The sequence below is a fragment of the Noviherbaspirillum saxi genome (genome assembly GCF_003591035.1).
GTDB lineage: Bacteria > Pseudomonadota > Gammaproteobacteria > Burkholderiales > Burkholderiaceae_D > Noviherbaspirillum > Noviherbaspirillum saxi.
The window spans coordinates 795,685-814,981 of the sequence record NZ_QYUO01000003.1 but is presented as its reverse complement, the minus strand read 5'-3'; the positions used below and the strand labels follow the sequence as shown (position 1 = coordinate 814,981).

19 protein-coding genes and 3 pseudogenes are annotated in these 19,297 nt (G+C 57.1%); 5 read left to right on the top strand and 17 right to left on the bottom strand.

The window, feature by feature from the left end; translation table 11 throughout:
• Positions 1-175: 175 nt before the first annotated feature.
• From D3871_RS26895 to dcd, 3 genes and pseudogenes are all read right to left on the bottom strand, one after another.
• Complete coding sequence (locus D3871_RS26895) at positions 176-823, bottom strand: LuxR C-terminal-related transcriptional regulator (RefSeq protein ID WP_119772141.1); 648 nt, start codon at positions 821-823, stop codon at positions 176-178.
• Between the two features lie 216 nt (positions 824-1,039).
• The gene (locus D3871_RS26890) at positions 1,040-1,261 is read right to left on the bottom strand and encodes a hypothetical protein (protein ID WP_119772140.1); all 222 of its coding nucleotides are present in this window, start codon (positions 1,259-1,261) and stop codon (positions 1,040-1,042) included.
• Positions 1,262-1,758: 497 nt separating this feature from the next.
• Positions 1,759-2,136: pseudogene (gene dcd, locus D3871_RS26885) on the bottom strand (dCTP deaminase); the annotation flags it as partial.
• Between dcd and D3871_RS31185 the strand changes: the two are divergent.
• Positions 2,121-2,369 (top strand): annotated as a pseudogene (locus D3871_RS31185) (IS701 family transposase); the annotation flags it as partial. The pseudogenes dcd and D3871_RS31185 overlap by 16 nt on opposite strands.
• Here D3871_RS31185 and D3871_RS30040 read toward each other — a convergent pair.
• From D3871_RS30040 to D3871_RS26865, 4 genes and pseudogenes are all read right to left on the bottom strand, one after another.
• Positions 2,369-2,620: pseudogene (locus D3871_RS30040) on the bottom strand (IS5/IS1182 family transposase); the annotation flags it as partial. The pseudogenes D3871_RS31185 and D3871_RS30040 sit on opposite strands and share 1 nt — an antisense overlap.
• A 183-nt stretch (positions 2,621-2,803) precedes the next feature.
• Positions 2,804-3,004: a hypothetical protein gene (locus D3871_RS26875; RefSeq protein ID WP_119772139.1), complete on the bottom strand. Its 201-nt coding sequence runs from the start codon at positions 3,002-3,004 to the stop codon at positions 2,804-2,806.
• A 408-nt stretch (positions 3,005-3,412) separates the two neighbouring features.
• The gene (locus D3871_RS26870) at positions 3,413-4,759 is read right to left on the bottom strand and encodes an MFS transporter (RefSeq protein ID WP_119772138.1); all 1,347 of its coding nucleotides are present in this window, start codon (positions 4,757-4,759) and stop codon (positions 3,413-3,415) included.
• Positions 4,756-5,670: an alpha/beta hydrolase gene (locus tag D3871_RS26865; protein WP_119772137.1), complete on the bottom strand. Its 915-nt coding sequence runs from the start codon at positions 5,668-5,670 to the stop codon at positions 4,756-4,758. The genes D3871_RS26870 and D3871_RS26865 overlap by 4 nt, the downstream gene beginning before the upstream one ends.
• 724 nt (positions 5,671-6,394) lie before the next feature.
• Between D3871_RS26865 and D3871_RS31815 the strand changes: the two genes are divergently transcribed.
• Positions 6,395-7,348, top strand: coding sequence for a helix-turn-helix domain-containing protein (locus D3871_RS31815; protein ID WP_119772136.1), 954 nt, complete (start codon positions 6,395-6,397; stop codon positions 7,346-7,348).
• A gap of 15 nt (positions 7,349-7,363) precedes the next feature.
• Here D3871_RS31815 and D3871_RS26855 read toward each other — a convergent pair whose 3' ends face one another.
• From D3871_RS26855 to D3871_RS26825, 7 genes are all read right to left on the bottom strand, one after another.
• Complete coding sequence (locus D3871_RS26855; protein ID WP_119772135.1) at positions 7,364-8,809, bottom strand: 4-hydroxyphenylacetate 3-hydroxylase N-terminal domain-containing protein; 1,446 nt, start codon at positions 8,807-8,809, stop codon at positions 7,364-7,366.
• A gap of 33 nt (positions 8,810-8,842) precedes the next feature.
• Positions 8,843-9,523: a flavin reductase family protein gene (locus tag D3871_RS26850; RefSeq protein WP_119772134.1), complete on the bottom strand. Its 681-nt coding sequence runs from the start codon at positions 9,521-9,523 to the stop codon at positions 8,843-8,845.
• A gap of 367 nt (positions 9,524-9,890) precedes the next feature.
• Entirely contained in the window at positions 9,891-10,088 is a 198-nt protein-coding gene (locus tag D3871_RS31810; protein ID WP_119772133.1) for a winged helix-turn-helix domain-containing protein, read from the bottom strand.
• A gap of 15 nt (positions 10,089-10,103) precedes the next feature.
• Positions 10,104-10,229 (bottom strand): winged helix-turn-helix domain-containing protein, encoded by a 126-nt coding sequence (locus tag D3871_RS31585; RefSeq protein ID WP_158598081.1) that lies wholly within the window; start codon positions 10,227-10,229, stop codon positions 10,104-10,106.
• Positions 10,230-10,335: 106 nt separating this feature from the next.
• Positions 10,336-10,551, bottom strand: a complete 216-nt coding sequence (locus D3871_RS26835; RefSeq protein ID WP_119772131.1) for a DUF4287 domain-containing protein — start codon at positions 10,549-10,551, stop codon at positions 10,336-10,338.
• 93 nt (positions 10,552-10,644) lie between these two features.
• On the bottom strand, positions 10,645-11,088 hold the full coding sequence (locus D3871_RS26830; protein ID WP_119772130.1) for an SRPBCC family protein: 444 nt from the start codon (positions 11,086-11,088) through the stop codon (positions 10,645-10,647).
• Positions 11,089-11,291: 203 nt separating this feature from the next.
• Positions 11,292-12,110, bottom strand: coding sequence for an IclR family transcriptional regulator (locus D3871_RS26825; RefSeq protein WP_119772129.1), 819 nt, complete (start codon positions 12,108-12,110; stop codon positions 11,292-11,294).
• A gap of 263 nt (positions 12,111-12,373) precedes the next feature.
• Between D3871_RS26825 and D3871_RS26820 the strand changes: the two genes are divergently transcribed.
• The 3 genes from D3871_RS26820 to D3871_RS26810 are packed head-to-tail and all read left to right on the top strand — an operon-like array spanning position 12,374 to position 15,640.
• Positions 12,374-13,537 carry an FAD-dependent monooxygenase gene (locus D3871_RS26820; protein WP_119772128.1) on the top strand — a complete coding sequence of 388 codons (1,164 nt, stop codon included), beginning with the start codon at positions 12,374-12,376 and terminating at the stop codon, positions 13,535-13,537.
• Positions 13,538-13,577: 40 nt separating this feature from the next.
• Positions 13,578-14,504 (top strand): MBL fold metallo-hydrolase, encoded by a 927-nt coding sequence (locus D3871_RS26815; protein ID WP_119772127.1) that lies wholly within the window; start codon positions 13,578-13,580, stop codon positions 14,502-14,504.
• Between the two features lie 32 nt (positions 14,505-14,536).
• Entirely contained in the window at positions 14,537-15,640 is a 1,104-nt protein-coding gene (locus D3871_RS26810) for a porin (protein ID WP_158598080.1), read from the top strand.
• Positions 15,641-15,674: 34 nt separating this feature from the next.
• On the opposite strand, the gene D3871_RS26805 is transcribed toward D3871_RS26810, so the two are convergent.
• The 3 genes from D3871_RS26805 to D3871_RS26795 all read right to left on the bottom strand — a co-directional run bounded on the left by D3871_RS26805 (position 15,675) and on the right by D3871_RS26795 (position 19,235).
• Positions 15,675-16,469 (bottom strand): FRG domain-containing protein, encoded by a 795-nt coding sequence (locus tag D3871_RS26805; RefSeq protein ID WP_119772125.1) that lies wholly within the window; start codon positions 16,467-16,469, stop codon positions 15,675-15,677.
• Between the two features lie 78 nt (positions 16,470-16,547).
• Entirely contained in the window at positions 16,548-18,095 is a 1,548-nt protein-coding gene (locus tag D3871_RS31475; RefSeq protein ID WP_274381787.1) for a methyl-accepting chemotaxis protein, read from the bottom strand.
• 75 nt (positions 18,096-18,170) lie between these two features.
• On the bottom strand, positions 18,171-19,235 hold the full coding sequence (locus D3871_RS26795; protein ID WP_199724939.1) for a porin: 1,065 nt from the start codon (positions 19,233-19,235) through the stop codon (positions 18,171-18,173).
• Positions 19,236-19,297: the final 62 nt, after the last annotated feature.

Sequence of the window (19,297 nt, the reverse complement as noted above, 5' to 3'; positions counted from 1 at the left end):
AGCCATCTCTTCCGCTCGCTCCTGGCGCAACCCCCTTCTGTGGACGTCGTCGCCCGAAACAGCCACCTAGTCTGTTGCCAAACTGCAAGGCACGGAAGTGCCGAATGGCATGAGCCGAATGGCCTTGCCAATGACGACGCATACTTTGTCCGTCTCGCCGTCGCCGGATGCTCGTTTATAAACTCCTGTCGTGCGCGACGAGCGCCGCCACCTGCGCGCGCCGCTTCACCTGCAGTTTTTGATAGACGCTGCTGAGATGATTCTTTACGGTTTTGTCGCTGAGTCCGAGCTGCTTGCCGATTTCCTTGTTGGTCTTGCCTTCGGCGACGAGCGGCAGGATTCTCCGTTCTTGCGGAGACAAGGCATCCTGCTGCATGCGCTGCGGGGTGCCGCAAGAGATCCGCTCCCGCAGTCGCTGCATCGTTGCAAAGTCGAGTTTCGGCTGTCCCGACGCGACCGCCACAATGGCATCCGTCAGGACGCTTGCCGCAATATTCTTCGATAAATAGGCATCACCCCCGGCCAGTATGTAGTTCAGCATCGCATCCTGATTTTCGGCCGAGGTCAGGAACATCACGCGCACCTCGGGATAGGCGGCGCGTATTTCACGGCAGGTGCGAAGCGCGTCGCCGTCCGCCATCCGACTCTCCATCAGCACGATATCCGGCTGCAGGCGGGCGACCTGCTCAATGCAGCCGGATAGCGTGCCGACGTCGCCTACGATCTGAAATTCCAGCGCCGCCAGAAGATGACCAAGACTTGTGCGGATCAGTTCATGGTCATCTACCAACAGCAGCCGGATCTTCCTGGGATTTCGCGGCATCGCGTGAGTACCTCCGTAAAAACGTGCGTGCTAGTCGCGCGGCATCGTATGCGCCATCAGGATGTTGACGCCAGCGGCCAGCGAGACAAGGAGAAAGATGGCGCCGATTTTCCGGCTGAAGGTGGCGCACGGGAATATCCGCTTCATGACCTTCCTGCCCGACAGCGAACTGTGTTATCCGTCGTTGAATAGTCGTGAGTAATCGCATTAAAGAAATTACTCGGCGATGCGACACTGCGGCGTGAATATGCGCCGACCGGCCCAGGCGTCGTTGCCTGAGCATTGGTACAGCGCGGAACAGCCACGCAGTCTGTTTCCAAATCGCACGGCACGGAAGTGCGCAATGGCATAGGCCGAATGGCCTGCGCGCGATAGCGCGCGGACATTGGCCACGATCGGGAATTCGTGGTCGCCTCCCAAGGGCAACGGGATCTCCATGGAGTCTCTCGGCATCGAGCAAACATCTCCGTAAAAAAGCATGCAAAAATGCCGGCACGTGTCGCCAGCTCGGACGCAAGCGGTAAGCGTTAGCCTTGTGTAGTTTCCTTTAAGCAAATTTCAAACCAAGCTGTGGGCGCACAAGGATGGCTCGGCGCGCACGGTTATATCCTCGCATCGAGGATCACTCGCGCCATCTTGGTGCATGCATGCAACCGCCTAAATCAGATTGGATTTTCTTAGGCGGTGCGGGCAATCAAGACTTCCGCGCAGAGCTCGGGCGAGTGACAAGAAGACGCGAAAATTGGCGGCGAGCCGGTCGTCGCGTAGCGATATGGGGAAAGGTCTTGGACATATAGAGAAGCGTTCGATGAGCTTGCGAGGGGACCGAACGTGCTTGGCAAATCGCATCCGGGAATGCCGGTACCTGTTGTGCACGGAATGGCCCCAACGAGGAGCCGCCTATTCTGAACGTTGCCAGCCCACTGGCTGCGGCATCAGGTTTTCGGCAATGTCACGCCGCGCTGCCCCTGGTACTTGCCGCCGCGATCCTTGTACGAGGTTTCGCACACTTCGTCGCTCTCGAAAAACAGCACCTGCGCGCAGCCTTCGCCCGCATAGATCTTCCCCGGCAGCGGCGTGGTGTTGGAAAACTTCAGCGTCACGTAGCCTTCCCGTTCGGGTTCGAAGGGCGTGACGTTGACGATGATTCCGCGGCGCGCATAGGTCGATATGCCGAGACAGATGGTCAGGACGCTGCGGGGAATGCGGAAGTATTCCACCGTGCGCGCCAGCGCGAACTAATTGGGCGGAATGATGCAGACATCGGCCTTGAAATCGACGCAGGATTTTTCATTCAAATTCTTCGGATCGACGGTGGGAACATGGCAAAGTCATCAAGATCAAGGGCTTTCCTAAAGAATACTAGGTAAAACTGTTCCGGGTCGCGGTGTCTACCCACTGCACGGACTGGGTCGTGACCAACGACCTGGCTCAGGATTCCCTGGATGCCACACAAGAGGTGTGCGGCATGCGCTGGAAGATCGAGCAGTTTCATCGTGAAATCAAACAACCCACTGGCATCGAGCGCAACCACATCGCCTGCGCCAGCCGCTTGACTGCCGCAAACATATGCTCGACGTTCGCGCGACTCCTCGACTTGTTCCGGTTCTTCGCACGCTTGGCGTCGTCCGCTTCTTCGTCCTTGCGTCCGCGTACGCGCTCGTTGGTGAAGCCCTTGGCTAGCGGCGACTTCTCGCGAATCAGCACCTTCTGACTCCCATAGGCGTTGTCGCCATATACCCGCCTTTCCCGGCCGTGCAACAGGTGCTTGACGTGCACATTGGCCGCTGTCACCAGCCACGTCGTTGCACAAGATATCACACAGCAGATCCCCGAAATTGGGCGTGATGCTGCTAACGGGGCTCTTGCTGGAGACGATGAAGGCAATTTCGGCCGCACCGGAGCATGCGGCAGGTATTAATCCCGCGGCAATGATCCATCCGCCTACAAGCATGTTAGCCGTTTTTATCCCGTGCCCCGCTAAAACGCAAAATCCAGGACAACGCTGACGACCTTAGACGCGCTTCCAGGCGAGAATCCGGGTTGAATATTGATGAAATACCCGTTGCCTCCTGCCCTTTCTCGTACCTGCACATCGTCAAGCTGCAGCTTCAGCGCCGCATTCTTTGCAAAGTCCCACCGCACACCGGCCGAAATAGCACGCTGGTCATTGGCGATCACTGGGGGTTCCGGATCGCCCGGTCTAGCAGTCGAATAAATAATGCACGGAGTCAACATCCCTGCCCGCATTCCGACCGAGACATAGGCAGCCTTCGTTATCCGCGAAAGGCTTGATTAACCACAGCAATAACGAGACACGTCAACAGGTTGCGCAGGTAAGAAACAAGTGATCGCAAACAGGACCGGGACGGCATCAATCCGATAAGAACCGCGAGCGGACAAGCTAGGCGAACAAATAGGGCGGTCGTCAGCGAATTCCATAGGGGCCAGCGGCTCATACCGCGATCAAAGGCCGGATGTAAGTTCGCAATCTCTGTTCTGTTTGGATCATGCGTTTAGTACTTGGCAAATGGCGGCGTCCATGTAAGGTTCTTATGGTCGCCGATGGCGAGATCGCAAGGTAGTGACCTAAAGTGCTGCACCCACCTTCGCCATAGAAGCACCACGTGCTCTACTCAGCCTTGCACCAAGCATGATGCAGAGGCCCCCCGCGATAAGGGGAGGTATTCCTGAGAGCTGAAACAGTTCAGCGGCAGACCAGCCTTTGCTCAGGAGATAACCAGCAAGCATCGGCCCAAGGATTGCACCGATGCGGCCCACGCCGATCGCCCATCCAGAGCCTGTTGTCCTGATGTCGCTCGGATATGCCAACGGCGCCAGTGCATAAAGACACCCCAATGATCCAGCAAGCAAGCCTCCTCCGATCAGATTGGCTACTAGCTGATAGTCGAAGTTCCCCCCAATGGTCGCAATTACCCAAAACATTGGGGCGGCGCCGATGTACGTCAGGCCCAACACGTTGTAGACAGGCCGCTTCATGATGAGGCGTGCAAAGAACACGGCACAACAAAGGTTGCCGACTTGGCCCGCGACCGTCGCCGCGATGGCTTGGTCGGGGGTCAGTCCCATCTCGCGCAAAAGGGTTGGCAACCAGTTTGCATAGAAATAGAGCGCAAGAAACGTGAAGAAGAAGGTTGCCCAGAGCATTACGGTTACAGCAGCCCTGTTTTCCAAGAACAGGGAGCTCAGCCGGGCACCCTTCGACGATGTGTCTGTTTCGATGACGTACTCATCATCGGCAAGCGGCACGAAGCCGGGAGAGAGGCGCCGTAGAGTGAGTGCAACCTGTGCCTTCCGTCCCTGGCGTACCAACACCTCGAGTGACTCCGGAAGCCAGAGGACGAAGAATGGGACCAGAAGAAGAGTCATTCCCCCGCCAATAAGAAACAGGCCCTTCCAACCCAACGCGCTTGCTGTTGCCGCGCTCACTGCGCCCGCAGCCAATCCGCCGAGGATGAATCCGCAGTACATGACCAAGCTCAACGTTCCCTTCAGGCGTTTTGGCCCGAAATCCGCTCCCATGGACAAGGCAATGGGAGTAGCACCCCCAAGCCCGATTCCGGCAATGAATCGCCATCCGAGCAGCGTTGCATACGAGTCGGACCATGCGGTGGCAACGGTTCCGATACCGAAGATCAGACATGAAAGGATCGCTGCCGGGCGTCGCCCCCATCGGTCACCGAGCAACCCAATACACACCGCGCCAAGCACGCCTCCCACCACGGCCGCGGAGAAGCTGATACCCAGTTGCTGGGGCGATAATGAAAGTTGCCGCGCTATGTCCCCGGCGACGTAAGACGCAGCGATGAGGTCGAACCCATCAAAGAACATCAGCAAGGTACATAGTGTTAAAACCCGGTAGTGAAATCCATTCAGCCGGACGACTTCCTTCTTCTCTGTAACGTCAATTCTCATGGTCTTGTCACTTTCTTGCGTTGTTGAGGAAAAGCTAAGGGAGTCAGCTCCAACACTTCGTTCACGAACGAGGCGATGAGTGAGCCAACATAATCACCGTCGGTTCCTAGCAACTGGACCGGGCTCAGGTGGTTATGCCCGCGCAGGTATTCGAGCCGGGGCCACGTCTTGTTGCTCGTGATGTGTGCCTGGACCAAAGCCGCGGCCTGACGTTGAAATTTCGGAGGATCCATTTCTGAGACAGAGTAAAGGCAAGGGATGGAGAGCATGGGAAGCGCGGTGCAGGTAGAGGCCGCTGCGTAGGAGTTCATGTCCTTTCCGTAATACGCTGTCTCCATCGGGCTCGTGTCGTCATTCACCAGGTCGTAGATACCTGACAGCATGATTGCACCCGCGAGGGTTTGAGCAGCTCTCGGCCTTGTGACATAGCCGGCCACATGGGTTGCGCCCGCCGACTGGCCACAGAGAATGATCTGAGCGGGATCAATTCCGAACGTCTCACCATGGTCGGTCAGCCAATCGATAGCTGTTTCGAGGTCGTCAGATCCAGCCGGCCACTTGAACTCCGGCGCCAATCTGTAGGTCAAGGTGACTCCCACCCAGCCTTGCTTCGCGGCCCATGCGCCGACGTTGCTGTAGAACGGGGCATCGGAGGTTCCTTTGTCGCCCCCGATGAACCCGCCGCCATGCACGAAGACAAATGCGGGCCGACGGCGCGTGGTGACGGCGTCAGGACGGAACACGTCGAGGCGATGCCTGACGTGGGGTCCATACATGTGGTCACGCTCAATGAGGTTGCTGTTTTCGGGGCGAATGGCGTGCGACGCAAGGAGCTTCACAGTTGCGCCAATGGTTTCGGGCGACAGCGTGGTTCCGATGGCACGAAGAGCTTGAATGATTTCTTTTTCCATGGTGAAAAGCTGCAGGCTTTCTTAGATGTTTGGCTGGAAGAACAACCCCGGCCCCTGAGTTCGCTCTCCGCCGAGACGCAGCGTCGCTCCCTGGTCCACGGCATCGTTGGCCAACGTGGGGTAGGCAGTGTCCGGGCCAGACCGGTAGTAGCGGCCCTCGATAGCCTTCGCGATGGCGCCGATCACTTAGCAGTCGCGGACGTCGACCTCGAATCGCAAGGTGGCTTGCTGCCCATAGAAGCTTTCGCTGGGCAGGAACGGCGCAGTCATCTGGGGCCTCCTTTTCATCAATGTGCGGTGGTGCTCGTTCGGCGAACTCGTTCACATTGCGGGAGCATTCGCTGATTGGTAAGATATCCTATTTTTTTAGATATTCCATGTCAAGAAAATCAGTCAAATTAAATTTAAATGCGTTTTTATCAATGCACAATCACTGAATATACGAGAAAAGTCATATAACGCTAAATTTAAAACTTTGATGTGTTATCCTCAGTATTGCTGAGTTTGATGCCGATTTCTGTTCAGTTAGCCGTAGCGCCATCAGCCCGCGCGGAGTGGAGGCGTCGCTGGTGGAATTTCTCCATACCATGCTCGACGAAGCCGTGCCCCTGCGACTTCGCGTATGCATTGGTTACACATCGACTCTCCCTTCAATGGACAGAACCAACCGCAGGCCTGATATGCCCTTGAACCTTGACACGCTTTCGTTTCTGTAAGGGATGCGATGGAGACAACGTTTGACCTCGACTTGGGACGCGTTTCGCCGATAGGCAGAGCCAGTGCCTGGCGCGAGTGGCACGACGCGCTATACGCGGATCGGCTTGTCTTGCCTGAGTCCCATGAGGAAGTGGTCGCAGGCTCGATGCGCGGCACACTTCTTGGGGATGGGCAGTTATGCCGGATTGTCTGCGCGTTTTCCGGCGTTCGCTTACGCCCGCAAGCTAAATCTGATCCCCGGATCACTGTGTGGCTACAACTCTCAAGGTGTAGTCGGATATCGATCGCAGGCGACATTTCCTCGCTGTCGGCCGGAGACATAATCTTTCTTAGTAGCCGAGACGACATCGAAGTGGACATCCCTGCCGGCGGCGAGGTCCTTCTGTTCCATGTCCCGGGCGACTTGGTTCGAAGCCGACTCCCAGTTTGGAACATTTTGCGCCACAAGCTGTCCGCAGATCTTGCAGGGACCTCGGTACTTCGCTCGGCGTTGATCAACGCGCACGGGGTAGCACCTGAACTGAACGCCACTCAGCGATCAGGCGTCTTGCTCTCCCTTGTTGAGCTACTGGCAGTACCTTGCTCAGGACTGCACGACGGCGAAGAGGCAAGTAACGCGACCAATCATGTCCATGCTGCACTCTCCCATATTCGTGAACACTTCTTTGATCCTGCACTGAATGCTGGGGTCGTGGCGGCGGCGCGTGGGCTGAGTCGCCGCCGCCTTGACGAACTGTTCATCCGGATCGTGGGCACAACCGTGTCAGCAGCGATTTGGCATCAACGGCTCGAGGCTGCGCGAACCATGCTTGGCTCGGCGAGCAGCGTGACCGGAGTCGCATACTCTTGCGGATTCTCAGACAGCGCACACTTCAGCCGACTCTTCAAGAAACGTTACGGGGCAGGGCCAAGTAATTGGCGCGGGCAGGAGTCGCGCCAATTACTTGGCCCTGCCCCGTAGCTCGTTTCTCAAGCTTCAATCACCAAGGAACTGTGCTACCGGGCGTTCGGCGTTCGACGCGTTTGCGCCATACCATGCCATATGATCTCCAGACAGTGCCCTGAATTGGCTCGCGAGATAGAAGCGCTCATACAGGGCGATGCGTGACCCCAGCGCCGAGCCGACAAAGTCCCACGCCGTTCGGAAAATCATTGCTCGCTCTTTTGCGCTATGCCCATCAGCGCCTGGGAGATACCGCTCCAAGAGGGGACCAAGTTCTGAGTGGTCAAACGCTTCCAGCGATGGGGTCGCAAGTAGATTATGCGATCCCAAAGTCACGAGGATCTCATTGGTCCGAACCATCCACTGCGGTAGCATGGCACGCGTTGCTCGAGCTGCCAAGTCGTCCGGAAACAGCGCGCCATTTCCCCAGTCTCGAGCTCCGGCTATGCCTGCGTTGACCGCTGCGCGGGCGAGACGAGCGTACTCAAGGATCTCTCCGAGCATACCTGCAACTTCGGGCCGCCGCACAGTATTGGTGATCTCTGCCATACGGCACCCGAGGTCATACGCGAACTCCAGCTTGACCGCTGCACGCGTGTTCGTCTGCTGAGAGATGTTTGCATACCATCCTGTCCGAACGAGGCCGTTGTATGCCTTGACGTCGCCGTCAATGAAGACCCGCTCATAGGGAACCTCAACATCGTCAAAGATAACGAAGCTGTCCTGCTCATCGAATCGGGACGAGAAGGGGTGATCACTCCCAGCTCCGGGGACTCCATAGTGATCGCGACATACTTGAATCAACCCGGGCGTGTTCACAGGGATTGAGAACATCACGGCATACTTTGGGTCCGCATTGGCTGGAAGTGGTGCGGCCGGATAGACGAACATCTCGTCCGCAAACGGCCCAAGGGTTGCCAGAACCCGCGCACCGCGTATGACGATGCCAGTTTTTGTTCGCCGCGTGACGTGCGCGGCCAACGTTGCATTGAGGCCGCTCACCTCGTCGACCCCTCTGTCGATGGCCGGCTGAACTAACGCATGAGTAAGAGACAAATCGCCAGCGATTACGTCTCTGTGAAATTTGCGCAGGCGCTCACCCGGCGTTGTGTCGCCGCTGCTGGAAAGTGCATCCGCCCGCGCAACAAAGCCCGCGAGTGTGCAGTTCACGTAATCCGGCGTTCGTCCCATCATCCCGCGGGAGTAGCGCGCGATGCTTTCAAAGCAGCGCTGACGCGCCCTTAGGTCGTCGGGCCGTCGAGGAACCAGCAAGCTTGCACTCATTGGTTGACCGGTTTCGGGGTCGGGAACAAGGCAATCCTCAGCGTATTCGTGCTGCCAATCGTAGTAGCCCGCGAGACCAACGAGGGAGCCCTGAAACCGCATCTCCTCCGTGACGCTCACAGCTTGATTGCCAAGCCAAACCCTTCGTTGATCTTTCAGGCCTAGCAAGTATTGTTGGCCAGTGCGTGCAGTCATACATCGATCTCCTGTTGATGATTTTTGTGAAAGTTAGGTAATTGAAAGAGGTTGTGCGGCAAGGAACTCGCCGGCACCGAATACCAGCGGACGCGCAGTGCTTTTTGCGGCCTTTATGACTTCGGCAATGTGGACTGTGTGGTCGCCCCCCTCGACTCTGGTGATCGTCCTGCAGTAAAGCCACGCACAACTGTCCTCAATTACCGGAAGGCCGCAGAACGCTCGATTCACCCTCACATCAGCGAACTTATCGGGGTGAGGCTTGGCGAAGGTGGTGGCAACTCCGATGTGCTCCTCGGACAGGATGCTCACCGCGAACTCGTCAACCTCCATGAACGTTGGATAACTCGCAGCGCGCTTGGACTGGCTCCACAGAACCAGTGGCGGATCGAGCGAGACGGAAACGAACGAATTGACGGTTAGGCCGTGGGCTTTGTGACAGGCGTCGACAGTCGTGATGACAGTGACACCTGTGACGAATTTTCCAAAAACCGAGCGAAGTTCGCGCGTGTCAAACGGAGGGATTTGAATTTGCATACCGAGATTATCGGGAAGTTGTACTGCCGCCGCTTGTCTGGTTTGGAAGCATATTTGACTGTGCTGGAAGGTGCGTTCTACCCCTTCGTTCGATAGCTGCCAATCGTTGTGAGTCGTTGAACCATCCGCCCCGGTCAGTATCCAATAGATCCGGAGCGCTCCATTCCAGCCTACCACCGGGTATTCAAAGCCAGGGGCGCATCGGCTCGCGGCCCATGAGTCCTCAACGGAGTGGAAACTAAGTTACGTGCATCCTTATCGGACACGCGTAATTGCCGTTCGCTCCCACTTCCGCATCGGCGACCTTTTCGATAGTGATGGCAGCGTGCCGAGATAGATTTCACGACATTTACTACACCGGTACGCTGCATCCAGTAAAAAAGCATTCAACCAGTATGGTGTGCGTGCCCCCACAATTTGAAAATCGGAGGCTTCAGAGGGAAATGCCTCAAAAAATGTAGCTAAAATTACTTTGCTCCACGCCTGAACCTTATGTGCGATACATTTGCTGTCTGGTCGTAAGCCCTGCTCCCCAAAGACGCTTCTATTTGCTTGTTAAATGCATAGCGGATTGAGGGATGTTTCTTACCCATTGCTGTTTTAAGGGGATCGTTCTCCACTCTCGGCGGGCTTTTTTTAACATCGGCCAGCGCTTGCGCTTCCATTCCAGAATCGCTTTCTCATCACGCTGGCTGGCCCGCCGGGTCGGCCGCTGGCAAGAGAACCGCAGGGCTTTGAGCAAGAGCCAGACGTTGGCTTAGCAATAAGCCACGCCGAACTCGCGTTCGATCACCTCGGCAATGCGTTGCAGTGTCCACAGTTCGGTCGCAAATCCATTCGCTACCGCGCCTTGCAGCAACAACTTGCGCTCGGCTGCACCCAAAGCAGATCGAACTCCTAATGGCTTGCGCCGCCATGCCTGCTTGTCTGCGGCCAGCGCGCGAACCTAGAAAGGCTACCGTGAAGTCAAAGAAGTTTTTTAAACCTGCTCAGGTTTTCATGCCAGCCAGGTGATAGGCAACGAGAGCATTGGCGTGACCATGCCCCATGCGATGTTCCGTCTTGAGCCAATTCACCATTTCCATATGCTTCATTCCCTTGGATCCCTGCAGAAGACGCAGCCAGTGCTCGATGGGATGTCCATACTTTTTTTCGATCGATGGAAAGTACGACGCGGGGCCTTTTGGTTTTTCGCTTGCGGTCATTATGGATTTCCTTTTTTCGTCTGAGTCAGCCGGGTTAATCGCCTCGGTATCAGGCCGGATCACCGGAAAAGCAGAAAAGCGGATTCTCGCTTGCTATTCGATGTGGGCTTCGACGAGTTTTATCAGCAAGGTCAGCGACTCCTGCCAGCCCAGATAGCAAGAGTCCGCAGGAATAACCTCAGGAATTCCTTCTTGCACAACACTCATTTCGGTTCCGCAAGAAACCTTTAACAACGAGACCGTTGTCTGCATTGTCCCCGGCAGGTTCGGATCTTCAAACATCGCGGTGTAGCGTATGCGTTCACCGGGCACCAACTCGAGGTACTCCCCGCCGAATGCGAGGCTATGCCCTGTCGTGAAGTTGGTGAACGACATCCTGTAGCTGCCTCCGGTCCTGGCATCCATGTGATGGACCTTGCCGGTGAATCCGTTCGGAGGAAGCCATTTGGCCATTGCGTCGGCATCGAGGAACGCTCGATAAATACTTTCTGGCGTGGTACGAATGACGCGGTGAAGCCGGACGGTGTTGGTAGACATGTTATTTCCCGAAAAAAGAGGAAGGCCCTCTGAATGCACGACGATCGGCGAGCGCCAAAATCGACAATCTGATGGACGGAGAATAAAAATTTATTCCGGCAGCGACCGCGACTGCCATCTCCTTCAGAATTGAATCGACAACCAGTGTCTTCCAGGCATGTTGCCTGCCCGGTATGCAGGACACCGTTTACGCGCAGGAAAAGCTATCTGCCCACATATCCTAGCAGCTGCGACAACTGTGCTGCAGCAGCTTTCACGGCCTGCTCGGTTTGATCCTTGAAATCCGGATCTCCCTCAAAACGGCTGTCCGGCCCCGCGACGCTGATGGCGGCGACCGCTTGTCCGTGGGCATCGAAGACCGGTGCCGCACATGCGTCGATCCCCGACTCAAAACCCGAAAAACTCCATGCGCATCCGCGCTCACGATCTTCTTTCAACATGGTTTCAAGGCCGGCGAGCGTGATCTTCCTGCTGCGCTCGTCGTCTCGCGTCGCCTCAAGCATCGCGGCCCAGGACTCGGACGGCTGCTGCGCAATCAACACGCGGCCCGGCGTCATCAAGTGCGCGGGGATACGGCTACCAGGCTGGATATTGCTGACCAGAGGCGTTTGCGGCGTTTCGCGCAGTACATACAGCACATATGCACCGTCCGGCACGACCAAGTATGCGGACAATTGCAATTCCTTACTTAAGCGCGCCAGGAGACGACGGCCGTGGCCAAACATGTCGCCGCTTGCCAGGCTTGTGGCCGCCAACGATAGAAAGCCTATGCCGATCCGGTGTCCGCCCTGCGGGAGACGCTCAAGCATACCTTCCTGTTCCAGCGTTGCAAGCAAGCGCGTGGCCGTGATGCGATTGATCTCGACTTGCCTCGCCAAGTCGCTGAGGTTTGCCGTCGAACCACCCTCTACGACATAACGCAGTACCCGGAACGCGCGCGAGACCGGCCCACCCTTGCTGTCCTCTTGCAAACTGTCTTCCGGCGTTGAGTCGGACGACAGGTTTTTTTTGGAAGGGCGCATCGATGTTCCTCTTGCTTGGTGTGGACGTCATTGTTGCAGTTGAAATTTTGCCGCCAGTATAACCGCCCCGCTCTGCAGCTTTCGACGCACGCGTTACCCCCTTTCTACTTGGCAGGCCCTGCACCGCTCGTTGTTCATTTTTGAACATATAGTTCAAAAAGTATTCAAATCGAAGAAATGCTGCTATATTCAAGTTCAAGCAGGCTCGTCAAGGCGCGATCAGTCTCCAGCCGGCATTTCATATCTTTCAATAGGACAACATCATGGGTTCGCTAAAAATCGGTATTGTCGGGGCAGGCATTGGCGGTCTGACCGCTGCGATTGCGCTGCATAAGATGGGGCACGATGTGCGCGTGTTCGAGCAATCGAAACAGTTTCTGCGTGTGGGCGCAGACATTAACCTCACGCCAAACGCGGTGCGCGCGCTGGACACACTGGACATCGGCGAAGGCTTGCGCCGGACGGCGGCGCGACCCACGCATCGCATCAGCCGCACCTGGGATACGGGCGAAGAAACCTCCAGGCTGGAAATGGCAGACACCGCCGAGAAAAAGTACGGCGCGCCGCAATTGACGATCCATCGCGCGGACTTGCTTGCGGCACTGGCTGAGGTATTCCCGGCGGAGCGCGTGCGGTTTGGCAGGCACGCGCAAGCGCTACGCGAGGACGCGAACGGTATCGCCATCGAATTTAACGACGGCAGTTCAGACCAGGTCGACGTATTGATTGGCGCCGACGGTATTCACTCGGCGGTGCGCACTGCAATGTTCGGCCAGGAAAAACCTCGCTTTACCGGCGTCGTGGCGTTCCGTGCAGTGGTACCGGCCGAACGCGTCGCCGACGTGCCGAACCTCCAGGCGTTCACCAAATGGTGGGGTCCCAATCCGCAAAGCCAGATCGTGACCTTCCCGTTGAATCGCGGCAAAGACATTTTCATCTTTGCCACCACCGCGCAGGAAAGCTGGCACCTCGAATCCTGGACTACGCAAGGCAGTGTCCAGGAATTGCGTGACAGTTATGCGCATTTCCACCCGGACGCACGCGCGCTGCTCGACGCCTGCGATGAAGTCTTGAAGACCGCTTTGTATGAGCGCGATCCGATGCCTGCGTGGGCCAAGGGCAATATGGCGCTGCTGGGCGACGCCTGCCATCCGATGATGCCGTTCATGGCACAGGGCGCAGGCATGTCGATCGAAGATGCGGTGGTTCTCTCGCGCGCGTTGCAGCATGTACGACAGCCGTCGGAGGTCGCAGATGCGCTGCGTCACTACGAGTCTCTGCGCATGGAGCGCGCAGCCAAGATCCAGATCGGTTCTCGCGGCAACAACTGGCTGCGGGAGGGCGGGAATGCCGACTGGGTATATGCCTATGACGCCTGGACAGTGCCGGTACGCGAAGCCGCGCCGGAATGCACAAGCATGACTTGAAGCAGTCAGCAATCCGCGCCTTCAATACAGGAGCATCGAAATGTCTTTCATCAAAACCCTGGCCGCCAGTCTGCTGGTCCTGATCCATTTCAGCGCCGTCGCGGCGCAGGAGAAGATCTCCGCCGATCTGCGTGTGCACCTGCTGGGCACCGGCAGCCCGCTTCCGGCAACGCTACGCTTCGGTCCCTCGATACTGGTCGAGGCAGGCCAACAGAAGTTCATTTTCGATGCAGGACGCGGACCGATACAGCGGCTGCATACGCTAGGCATACCGTTCGCGGAAGCCGACAAGCTGTTCCTGACGCACCTGCATTCCGACCATACCATCGGCATTCCCGATCTGTACCTGACCGGTTGGCTGCGTGGGCGTAAGGTTCCGCTCAAGGTATGGGGGCCAGCCGGCACTCGCCATATGATGGAACATATGGTCAAGTCTTTCGACTATGACATCAAGATCCGGCTCGATCAGAACGCTGGATCAAAAGTGGAAACCACCGAGTTCACCGAAGGCGTGGTATATCAAAAAGACGATGTCACCATTACCGCGTTCGAGGTCGATCACGGTCCGGTCAAACCCGCATTCGGTTTTCGTATCGACTACAAGGGCCGCAGCGTCATCCTGTCCGGCGACACCAGGTATTCCGAGTCCCTCGTAAAGCACGCCAAGGGCGTCGACCTGCTGGTACATGAAGTCGCCGCCGGATCGGACGAGCTGATGCGCACTTCTCCCATGGTTCGCAATGTCGTCGGCATCCATACCGAGCCTGAAATGGCCGGCAAGGTATTTTTGGAGACGGCACCGCGCATGGCCGTGTATTCGCACATTGTCCTGTTCGGCGTATCAGAAGCTCAGCTCGAACAGCGCACCAGAAAGACCTATGCCGGCCCGCTGACCATCGGCGAGGACCTGATGACATTCGAGATCGGCGAACAGATCAAGGTCAGCACCACCAAAGCGAGCGAATGAAGCGACGCCGCCACCAAAAAACCAGAGGAGACATGATGAAAAAAACATTGCTTGCCGCGACATTCGCGGTCTGGATCTTTAACGTCCATGCGCAAGGCAGCATGACTATTTATGGCAGCATCGACTCCGGTGTCACGCATATCAGCAACGTCGCTGGCACCAAGCTGACGCGTGTCGACAGCGGCAACCGACAACCGGACCGGATCGGCATACGCGGCAGCGAAGACCTCGGCGGCGGCGTCAAAACCGTGTTCCAGCTCGAGAATGGTTATGTGACCGACACCGGAGCGCAATTAAATCCCGCCAAACTCTTCAATCGCGGCGCCTACGTAGGCATTGGAAATAATTTTGGCACGCTGACTTTCGGCCGCCAGAACAATTTCATGTTCGATATGGTCGGCAAGTACAGCAACGGTTTTTTACTCGGCAGCTTCTATGCTTTCCACCCGGGTAATATCGACGACCTTACCAACGCCGGCGCCTATGACAATGCTGTCAAACTGGTCAGTGCACCAATATCAGGAGTGACACTGGGTGCGATGTATGCACTGGGAGAACAAAGCGGCGACTCGGCAAGGAACCGCGCGTTCAGCCTGGGGGCGAATTATGCCGCCGGGCCTTTCAAGATTGCCGCTGCCCTCAGCGACAGCAATAATCGCAGTCTCACGCTTGGCCAAACCACCGGCATCAGGACACTGCTCGGACGCACGCTGATTTCGGGCTCTGCCCAGGCTCCGGTCTATTCAGCGCTGGCAACCGACAAGGTTCGCAGTGTTGCAGTCAGCGGCAGTTACGCCATGGGCCCGGCTTTACTGCATGCGCTGCATGTGCAAACCGATATCAGTGTCGCAGCGGCAACCGCGACCATGAAGAGCAGCGAACTCGGTGTCAATTACCGGATCACTCCGGCCAACTCGCTTAATCTGGGCGTCGCCCATACCTCGCTCAATGACATGAGCTGGGACCAGCTGACGCTCAATAATGTGTATTCGCTTTCCAAAAGAACTGCTGTGTATGCACAGGCCCTCCACCAGCGCGCATCCGGCACGGGTACGGTCGCCGCAGTCAATTCGTTCGGTTACGCAACAGGCCAACGCCAGTCGGCGATTCGCATAGGTGTGCATCACTTGTTCTGATGACGAGCCCCTATCATGCGGCATCCTCGCGGTATTAATAGCCGAGTGACATACCACCCGCCGGTCCCGGCCAGATGATTTCGAGCTCAACCCGGATCGACCGCGCCAATCCGTCGAGATCCGGGAATAGCGTCGCATTGGTGATGTTCATGCGATATAGCGCTTTCATCGCCTCTTCGCGAATCGAATGAGGCAAGACGATTTTCTTGATCAGCGAATCCTTCTCCGGGTACTCGCAGAGGATCTCGTCAAGCGATTTATCGAGGACGCCTGGCACGACCATCGTGCCGGACTGTGCGACCAGCCGCTGGTCCATCTCGGTCGGCTCGCCGATCCAGAGGATCTGATGATCGTTTCGCAGGAAATAGCGCTCGAAATTGCCTTCAGTGCGCGGATCGATGTATTCCCGATCCAGCAGCGAATTGTTGACCGGTGTCGCATTCCACAATTTCGGCGTGTTCAGCGCAAAGACCGCTGCATCGGTGACCGCACTTTCCATCGCGAAGAAGGCAGCAACGAAAGGAGACTTGGTAAAGTCGAGCAAGCGCGTCGGCGCGCCGTGATGCTGCATCAGCGCGAGGCATCGCAGGTCGTTGTCCAGAACTGCCGGGTTGGTCAGATAGTTGTGCGCCTTGCGTTTGAAGATGCGGATCGCCCGCTCTTCACGTATGCGCCAGGTGGGCCGTTCCGGAATGAACGCCTCGAGATAGCGCGAGAGCGAACTGATCAGCGCCCAGCGCGCGTCCTGCTGGCCACGGAATGCCCACCCATCGAGTTGGGCATTCAATGCAACAAATTCATTCCAGCTTGAAACACGAAGTTCTTCCAAGTAGCGGCCCTTTTGTTGGCATTGTTGGCATTGTTGGCATCGCTGGCGGTCCGACAGTATCCGCCAGCGTGTTTCATTCTATTTCGGCTGCAGCTTGAATACACTGACCAGTTGCGCCAGATGCGCGGCCTGGTTCTGCAGCGATTGCGCAGCCGCAGCGGCTTGCTCCACCAGTGCGGCATTCTGCTGCGTGGTCTGGTCCATATCCATGATGGCACGATTGATTTGGCCCAGGCCGGCACTTTGCTCTTTGCTCGCGGCGGAGATTTCGCTGACGATGCCGCTCAGCGTGCCGACGCTGTCCACTACCCGATGCATGGTCCTCCCTGCCTGCTCGACCAGCTTGCTGCCGTGGCTGACATTGCTGGCCGAATTGTCGATCAGGGCCTTGATTTCCTTGGCGGCCGCGGCGGATCGCTGGGCGAGGTTACGTACTTCTCCCGCGACGACCGCAAAGCCGCGCCCTTGCTCGCCTGCGCGCGCCGCTTCAACCGCGGCATTCAATGCAAGAATGTTGGTTTGAAACGCGATGCCATTGATGACGCTGATGATATCGACGATTTTCTTCGACGACTCATCAATTGCGCTCATCGTTGCGACGACTTCCGACACGACCTTGCTGCTGTTGGCAGCCACGTCGGACGCCGCGGCTGCAAGACGGTTCGCTTCATACGCATGGTCTGCATTCCGGCCAACAGTGACGGTAAGTTCTTCCATCGTCGAACTGGTTTCTTCCACCGAGCCGGCTTGCTGTTCGGTACGTCTCGACAAGTCCATGTTGCCGGTCGCAATTTCACTGGATGCGCTGGCAATGGTTTCGGTGCCTGAACGTACTTCGCGAACGATTTTTTGCAGACTGGCGTTCATGTCGTGGAGGGCCTGCATCAGTTGACCGGTCTCGTCGCGCGTACGGACTTCGATCGTGCTGGTCAGATTGCCGGCCGCTACCGCTCTGGCGACCGTCACCGCATGAACGACCGGCACCGTGATCGACCTTGCGATCCGATAGGCGAAGGCGCATGCAAGCAGCACGGCGACCGCGCTCAACGCCAGGATCGTGGCCGCCTTATGCCGGTATTGCGTTGCAGCCTCTTCACCGCTCTTTTCCATGATGCGGCCGCCGCCGTCGATAAAGGCTTTGATACGGTTGACATAATTTTGCTGGTCGACTTTCAGCGGACCCAGCATCAGTGCCGTGGCATCCAGCGTGCCGCCGGTTGCCGCGAGTTTCATGAATTCGGCCTGACGGACCTGGTAACTGCTGCGCAGCTGAAGTATGTCCTGAAATGCTTTCTTGCCAGGTGCGCTTGACAGTAATGGTTCCAGTTTGGCGAGGTTGTCGGCAATACTTTTTTCGCCGATCTGAATCGCATTGATTTCGCTGTTGAGTTTTTCGCGGTCGTCGAGCAAAAGCATGTTGCGCATCGACGTCGCATTTTCGCCAACCTGCAACAAGACATTCGTGGCGAGAACGACTTGCGGATAGCGATTCTTGACAATCGTATCGGTGCTCTCGTGGAGTACGCCAAGGCTTTGCACACCGAGCGCCGCGATGCCGGCCACTAACAGGACCAGTACGCCGAATCCCAGTGCAAGCCGCTTTCCTATCTTCAGGTTAGCCATCATGCCAGACTCCATCCGCGTTGATAAATTCTACAGACAGCCATGATTGCGGACCGGGGACACCGGTCCGCAAGCTGGTTAGAAGGAATGGTGCACGCCGACCGTCGTCACCAATTGACTATCGCTGCTCGACACGCCCGTATTGTTCTGGATGGCGAAGCGTGCGGTGCCGCCTGCGCGCTGGTAAGCCGCCTGTGCGTAGATTTCCGTGCGCTTGGACAGTGAGTACGCATTGCCGACGCTGATCTGGTTATAGCGTGCGCCTTCAAGCCTGGAATGCGAATAACCGACATTCAGCGCATTGGCCGGGGTATAGCGCCAGCTGGTGCCGATGTCCACGTTCTTCTGGGTGGGGCTGATGGTCGGCAGTTCGATCTTGCTTTGCGTGTACAACGCGTGCATGCGAACGTTGCCGATGGCATAGCCGGCGCCGGCCGCGATAGTGGTCAGGCTGTCGAACACCGTTCCGCCATTGCCGAGGCCGAGGCTGCCGAGGAAGGTGCCTGCGAAACCTGCAGGGCGATCGTTCTGCTTCGAGTACGCCAGGGCCAGGCGCAGCGGACCCTGCACGTAATTCGCGCCGGCGCTCACATTGCGGCCTCGGCCGCTGTCGCCGGCCACTTCGCCCAAACCGACCATACCGCTGACCGTCAGGCCGGAAAACGTCGGCGAGGTATAGCGGATTGCATTATTAAACTGGTAGGTATTGGCCAGCGTATCGAGGTTACCCGGATGGAACAGGTAAAAATTGGTGAGCTGGAAGCCGTTGCTGAGCTTGCCTGCGTAATCGAACACGATGTCAGGCATGTTGCCGAGGGTGACTGCGCCAAAATTGCCGGACAGGCCAACCGTGCTGGCCCGGTTGAACAATCGTCCAGCGTTCGTCATTGCGCCGGTGTCGACAAAGAAGCCTGTCTCAAGCTGGAAGTTGGCTTTCAATCCGCCACCCAAATCTTCGACGCCGCGAAAGCCGATGCGGTCCGGTTGCATCGTACCCTGATCAAGACGCACAGCCGAGTTGCCGCCAATGTTGTTGATGTACGCAACGCCGGCATCCATGCTGCCGTAGATCGTTACATTGCTTTGCGCGAATGCACCGGCGGTCAAGCCGGTTGCTGCTACGGCAATCAGAACCTTCTTCATCTCACTCCCCTTCGTTGAAAAACACGGCAAACGCCGCTTTGTTGTATCCACATGCGCATTGC